Source organism: Streptomyces capoamus (genome assembly GCF_014654935.1).
Taxonomy (GTDB): Bacteria; Actinomycetota; Actinomycetes; order Streptomycetales; family Streptomycetaceae; genus Streptomyces; species Streptomyces capoamus.
This window is the reverse complement of the sequence record NZ_BNBF01000013.1, coordinates 91553-98371: the sequence shown is the minus strand read 5'-3', so window position 1 is coordinate 98371 and position 6819 is coordinate 91553. Positions and strand designations below refer to the sequence as shown.

Sequence of the window (6819 nt, the reverse complement as noted above, 5' to 3'; positions counted from 1 at the left end):
GCGGCCGGCTCCCGGTGCGCCTGTCCGGTGCCGTCGTGCGAGGTCACCGGCCCGGCGGCATGGTCACGCGCCCAGCTGCAGACCGTCCGCCGCCTCCTCCGCCACGGCCAGCCCCTGTCGGCTGATCCGCACCGCGAAGGGCGCCCTCGCAACACGCAGTCCGCTGAGGTTGATCTCTCCGAGTGGCGCGCTCCGCACCGGCCGCAGGGTGACCGTGCGAGCCGGAACGTCGGGGCGGATCCCGGCCAGGGCGGTGAGCAGCAGGACGACGGATGCGGCGGCGGTTGCCGCCGGACGGCAGGCGGCGGGGTGCGGAAGGGGCGCTGCGCCGGCGGAACGCTGCTCGCCGGCGAACATCTCGGGCAGCCGGTGTCCGAAGTGCTCCGCCGCTTCCAGCAGCCCCTCCAGCAGGCCGGCCGCCTCCTTGTCGTGACCGGCCGCCACCAGTCCCGCTACGGCGAGGGCGGTCTCGTGGACCCGCACGGCCCCGCTGCGGTGGCCGAACGGATTGTGTCCCGCCTCCTTGGCGCCGAGACTTCGCAGTCCCCAGCCCGCGTCCATGGCGGGGGTACCGAGCAACCGGGCGAGGTGCTCGGTGCGCACCTCGTCGAGCAGGCCGGGGGCCGGCCGGCCGCCGCCGAGGAGGCCGGTGTCCAGGAGGTGGACGGCGGTGGCGGACAGGTGGGGCAGGGGGCGGCCGTCGGGGGCCAGGGCCGTGGCCGGTCGTCCGCCGCCGCGGTCCTCCACCCAGAAGTCGGCACGGAAGGCGGCCCGCAGGGTCTCGGCCCACTGGAGCAACTCCGTGGCGCCCGGTCTGTCGTACGCGTCGAGCAGATCGGCGCCGAGCAGGGCGGCGCGATAGGCGTGGGCCTGCGTCTCGCAGCGGACCGGGCCCCCGGGGTACGGGTCGTGGAGGTAGGAGCCGTCGCCCACGGTGGACCGCAGCCAGGTCAGGCAGCGCTCGGCGGCGGGCAGCAGTTCCTGTGTCTCCTGCTCGGGGAGCCCCCAGCGCCGGGCTTCGGCGAGCAGGACGGGGAAGAGCAGGGTGGCTTCCGTTCCGGTGCAGCTCGGGGGGAGGTGGGGGCCGCTGTCGCGTCGGGGGCCCGGGATCATGCCGGCCCCGGGGCCCGGGCGGGGGAGCTGGGTCCGGGCCAGGCTGCGCAGGGTTCCCGAGGCGAGGCGGGTGCCCAGGGGGAGGGCCATGCGGGCGGCGGCGAGCGCCTCGGCGGGAGCCATTCCGCAGCGCCACGGCGCGCCGGCCGCGAGATAGGTGTCGGCGGGGTGTGCGCGGTCGCGCAGGAGCAGTGCCTGGAGGTCGGCGACGGCCGAGTGCAGCAGCGGGGCCACCCGGGGGTCGTCGCCCGTCGCCCGCGCGGGGGCCAGCGGGCTGGTGGCCGCGTGTCCCGCCGGCCGCAGGGGACCCGCGCCTTCGGGTCGCACCCTGAGTTCCACCGTTGCCGTCCCGGCCGGGGGCAGATCCAGTTCCCAGCGCAACAGTCCCGCGGACGCCAGGGCGTCGGAGGGCGGAGGGTTCGCGGTGACGCAGGCGGCGGCGTCGGCCGCGGCCCAGCGCAGGCCCGAGTCGTGGACACTGGCCGGGAGTTCGGACGCTGCCGTTCCGGCGGCGATGGCGGCGAGTTCCGCCAGGTCGGTGCCGAGGGAGACCTCGACCGGCAGGCGCAGGGGGCGCGGGGCGGCGTTGCGGAGTGTGATGCGTTCGGTGCCGTCGGCGTGGCGGGTGCGTTCGACGACGACATCGGGGTCGGGGCCGGCGGCCGGGGAAGCGCGCAGCGTCCCCACGAAGCGGGCGCTGTCGGATCCGGTCATCCTGGCCTGCACGGGCAACGGTTCCCGGCCCGCCACGCGGACCTGGCACCGGGCGAGCAGCCGTCGGCCGCCCCGGTAGAACCCGTCCAGCCCCTGCCCGGTCAGTTGGCCCTGCCCGTCCGAGATGGCGAGGCCGGGCAGAGCCACACAGATCAACGCGGTGTGGGCGGGCGGCAGCTGGGGTGCCGGGCGGGCCGCCGGGGGTGTGCGTGGTGTCGGAGCGTCGGCGGGGCGACGGGCCCGGGTCCCGGTGGGAGCCGGGGGGCTCCCCTGGGTGGCCGGGGCGCAGGCACGGGGGCCCGCGGACGACGGCGGTGGTGGACCGGTGGCCGTCGTCGGTGTACCGGGGCGGGCGCCCGCCGTCGCGAACGGCTCGTGCCTGCTCCAGGGCGGACGTTCGCCGGCGGCGGAGGGCGGAGTCGGCTGTCGGTGCATGAGGTCGCTTCTTCTGCGCTCGGTGCGCCTCGGACGTGCTGGGCGGCTGGTGGGTCGCCCTGGAGGACAGGGGTGGTGCGGCGGCAGGACCCGTCCAGGCGTTCCGCCACTCAGGTGAACGGGTGTGGACTCGTCCGGGTCACGGTCCGCCCGTCGCGAGCCGACCGAATGGCGGTGTGACCGGTCCACTCGGGTGACCGTCGGGACGCGTTCCGTCCGACTGCCCCGAGCCGGCACCGGGACCGTGCTCCCGTGACGTGCGGTGCCTTCTGCGTCCGCCGTCGGTGGGCCGGCCGCCGCGATGAGGGACCACGCCTGCGCGGGCCCGCACCGGCCCATCCTCATGCGTCGACCCCGGACGGGGGCCTGCTGGGCCCCTGGACGAAGGGTCCGGCCGGGGCTGGGACCCTGGCCAGGGGTTCCCGCCGGCCGACGGCATGCCCACCGGTCCGCGGCGTCGCGCGTAGCCGCCTCGTGCGTGCGGCGGCCGGAACAAGGACCGGGGTTCTTGTCGCCTGGGGAAGCGAGACGCGTTCCGGTGACGCCGGTCGAGGCCCGGAACCGGCCCGTCGTCATCCGTCCCCTCCCGGCTGCCCGCTGTCGGACGGCGGGCAGTCGGGCGTGGCGTCGCCCGGAGCCGCCGCGCGCGTGCGCGTGGCGGCCGGACCGCGGGTGCCGGTACCGGTGGTGTCGGTCGAAGCGGTGCGGGGTCGGGGGTGGGCCGGCCTCCGCCGGTCTCGCTTGGTCCGGGCCGTGGGGCGGCCGCCCTCCTCGTCGCTGCGCACACGGCGCCGGCGCTGCGTGGCCTTCCGGGAGCCTGGTTCGACACGCGGGCCGCTGTCCTGGCGGTCGGTTTCCGATGTCAGGGGCGAGGTCTGCGAGGGCTCGGCGAGGACGGTCCCCGGTGCCGGCGCAGTTTTGCTCGCCGGCTGTGTCGTCGGGCGCTCCGCCCGGTCCACGCGCAGGCATCGGCGGACCGCCTCGGGGTCGAGCCCGTCGTTGCAGGCCTGGTGCAGCAGTCGGGCGAAGAGGTAGTCGGGGTCTGCAGCCAGAGCCATGGCCAACGCTTCTCGCGCCTCCAGTTCGTCACCCGTGGACCAGGCGACCCAGCCCGCGAGGGTCAACGGTGCGGCAGCGTGCTCGCCGTAGGGCCCGACACAGCGACGGGCCAGGGCGCGCCAGAGGCGGAGCGCCGGACCGGCCTCGTCCCCCTCCATCCAGGCGGCGGCCTTGTCGCGGGTCGTGCGGTCCTGGAGCCCGAGGATGAGAGCCGCCGCCTCGTCGCCCCCGAGGAGGCCGTCGTCGCGCACGTCCGCGGGGCGCGCCCCGCAGGCCGGTGCCGCCGTGGCGTAGCGGCTGATGATCAGCTCGGCGAGGGCGATGGTCTCCTGCGCCACCTCCAGGCGGGCTGTCTCGTCCAGCATGCGGGGCACCAGATGCATGCCGACCGCGTCCAGGGCGATCTCCTGTTCCAGCGCGGCGCTCGTTTCCCAGGGCTGCAGCCTGGCGCGCAGGTCCTTCAGGGTGCCGCGCACCTGGAGGCCTGCGTAGGTGGCCGCGGCCGCGAGCACGGAGGTGCCGGGCAGGCCCATCGGCGAGCCGTCCTCGGGGCAGCAGTCCTCGACCGGGCAGCAGTACGACCAGAAGCGGCCGTCCGAGATGCACAGGGCCTCGATGACCGGCACGTCGAGGTTGCCGCACTCGATGCGCATGAGGTGGGCCAGCCGGCCCAGCCGGTGTTTGACGTCCCGGCCGGACTCCCCGGGGCCCGGTTCCTGGCAGACGTAAGCCACCATGCGCTCGGGCCGGCCGCCGCGCCGCTCGCTGCCGGTCACCAAGCCGCGGGCCAGCTGCCGGGCGGCGGCCTCCCAGTCCTCGTCGTTCGCCGGGATGCCGAGCCGGGCCCGGCCGCCGAACCTGCCTCGGCCGGCGTGGTCGTGGAGGGCGACGAGCACCATGCTGTCCTCCGGGCGGTAACCGAGCAGGTAGGGCAGCGCGTCGGCCAGCTCGGCCGGGGTGCGCAGGGTGACCTGTGTGGCGTGCTCGGCCGGCCCGGTGGGCGGCTCCTGAGCCGAGATGTCGTTGCTGTCGAAGGGTCCCGTGGTCTCGCTGTGATGCGTCATGCGGCGACGATCTCGCGGATTTCGACATTCCGGTTGAGCCTGTGGATAAGTCGAATCAGGTGCACGACAAGGCAGCGCTCCTCGTCCACAGGCTCGGTCCGCGCCCGCCCGGTTGTCGGTGCGGTCCTGTTGTATGGGACGCATGGAGCACACGAGCAACGCGGATCTCCGCGCACAGGCCGACGCCGTCCTCGCCCGTCTCGTCGGGGACGCCACCGGCGGCGCCCGGCTGCGCGAGGACCAGTGGCGGGCGATCGAGGCACTGGTGGCCGACCGGCGCCGGGCCCTGGTCGTGCAGCGCACGGGATGGGGCAAGTCCGCGGTGTACTTCGTGGCGACGTCGCTGTTGCGGGCCGCCGGGAGCGGGCCCACGGTGATCGTCTCGCCGCTGCTCGCGCTGATGCGGAACCAGGTGGACGCCGCGGCCCGGGCCGGCATCCACGCCCGGACCATCAACTCCGCCAACACGGAGGAATGGGAGGCGGTCCAGGCCGAGATCGCGGCGGGCGAGGTCGACGTGCTGCTCGTCTCCCCGGAGCGGCTGAACAACCCCGACTTCCGTGACCAGGTGCTGCCCGCGCTGTCCGCCGCCACCGGCCTGCTGGTCGTGGACGAGGCCCACTGCATCTCCGACTGGGGCCACGACTTCCGCCCCGACTACCGCCGGCTGCGCACCATGCTCGGCGACCTGCCGGCCGGCGTCCCCGTGCTCGCCACCACCGCGACGGCCAACGCGCGGGTGACCGCGGACGTAGCCGAGCAGCTCGGCACGGGCGGCACCTCCGACGCGCTGGTGCTGCGCGGACCGCTCGACCGGGAGAGCCTGAGCCTCGGCGTACTGCGGCTCCCGGACGCCGCCCACCGGCTGGCCTGGCTCGCGGACCACCTCGACGACCTGCCGGGCTCCGGCATCATCTACACGCTCACCGTCGCCGCCGCCGAGGAGGTCACCGCCTTCCTGCGGCAGCGCGGGCACGCCGTCGCCTCCTACACGGGCAAGACGGAGAACGCCGACCGGCAGCAGGCCGAGGACGACCTGCTCGCCAACCGCGTCAAGGCCCTGGTGGCCACCTCCGCGCTCGGCATGGGCTTCGACAAGCCGGACCTCGGTTTCGTGGTCCATCTCGGCTCGCCCTCCTCCCCCATCGCCTACTACCAGCAGGTCGGACGGGCCGGGCGCGGCGTCGACCACGCCGAGGTACTGCTCCTGCCGGGCAAGGAGGACGAGGCGATCTGGGAGTACTTCGCCTCGCTGGCCTTCCCCTCCGAGGACCTGGTGCGGCGCACGCTGGACGTCCTCGCCCGAGCGGACGGCCCGGTGTCGCTGCCCGCCCTGGAACCGCTGGTCGAGCTGCGCCGCTCACGCCTGGAGACCATGCTGAAGGTCCTCGACGTGGACGGTGCGGTGCGCCGCGTCAAGGGCGGCTGGATCGCGACCGGACAGCCGTGGTCGTACGACGCCGAGCGCTACGCGTGGGTGGCCAGGCAGCGTGCGGCCGAACAGCAGGCGATGCGCGAGTACGCGACCACCACCGAGTGCCGGATGGAGTTCCTGCAGCGCCATCTGGACGACGAGGGCGCCAAACCCTGCGGCCGCTGCGACAACTGTGCGAGCCCCCGTTTCAGCACCGGTCTGTCCACCGCGGCGCTGGACGCGGCGCGGAGCGACCTGGGGCGTGCGGGTGTGGAGGTGGAACCCCGACGCATGTGGCCGACCGGCCTCCCCGCCATCGGCATCGGCCTCAAGGGGCGCATTCCGGCCGGTGAACAGGCCTCACCGGGGCGGGCCCTGGGGCGCCTGTCGGACATCGGCTGGGGCAACCGGCTGCGACCGCTGCTGGCTCCCCAGGCACCGGACGCCGCGGTGCCGGACGACGTGGCGCGAGCCGTGGTCGATGTCCTGGCCGACTGGGCCCGAGGCCCCGGCGGCTGGGCCTCCGGGGCGTCCGACGCCCAGGCCCGGCCGGTGGGGGTGGTGACCGTGGCCTCGCGCAGCCGGCCCCGGCTGATCCATTCCCTCGGTGCGAAGATCGCCGAGATCGGCCGGCTCCCGTTGCTCGGATCGGTGGAGTACGCCGCGGACGCACCGCGTTCGCCGCGCAGCAACAGCGCGCAGCGGCTGAAGGCCCTCGACGGCGCGTTGACGGTGCCGCCCGCGCTGGTCTCGGCCCTCACCGAGGCGCAGGGCCCGGTGCTGCTGGTGGACGACTTCACGGAGACGGGCTGGACGCTGGCCGTGGCCGCACGCCTGCTCAGGAGGTCCGGGGCGCGTGGAGTGCTGCCCCTGGTCCTGGCCGTGCAGGGGTGACCTGCGACGCGTCAGCACCGCGCCTCAGGGACCGAGCCGTGTGCCGTGGCGGTCCTCGTGCATCCGGTGGGTGACCGTGCGGTCGCTCACGGCGGATCGACGGATACGGGCGGGGCGCCCCGGGCG

At 75.3% G+C, this 6819-nt stretch carries 3 protein-coding genes; 1 reads left to right on the top strand and 2 read right to left on the bottom strand.

Annotation, left to right across the window (positions count from 1 at the left end; all coding sequences use genetic code 11):
• Nucleotides 1-63: 63 nt before the first annotated feature.
• Together IE312_RS21145 and IE312_RS21140 are read right to left on the bottom strand one after the other, a co-directional pair.
• Nucleotides 64-2262, bottom strand: coding sequence for a glycogen debranching N-terminal domain-containing protein (locus IE312_RS21145; RefSeq protein WP_370467582.1), 2199 nt, complete (start codon nt 2260-2262; stop codon nt 64-66).
• A gap of 572 nt (nt 2263-2834) precedes the next feature.
• Nucleotides 2835-4385: a DUF4192 domain-containing protein gene (locus tag IE312_RS21140; protein ID WP_189983922.1), complete on the bottom strand. Its 1551-nt coding sequence runs from the start codon at nt 4383-4385 to the stop codon at nt 2835-2837.
• Between the two features lie 142 nt (nt 4386-4527).
• On the opposite strand from IE312_RS21140, the gene IE312_RS21135 reads away from it, so the two are divergent.
• Nucleotides 4528-6693 carry a RecQ family ATP-dependent DNA helicase gene (locus tag IE312_RS21135; protein WP_189983921.1) on the top strand — a complete coding sequence of 722 codons (2166 nt, stop codon included), beginning with the start codon at nt 4528-4530 and terminating at the stop codon, nt 6691-6693.
• Nucleotides 6694-6819 lie beyond the last annotated feature (126 nt).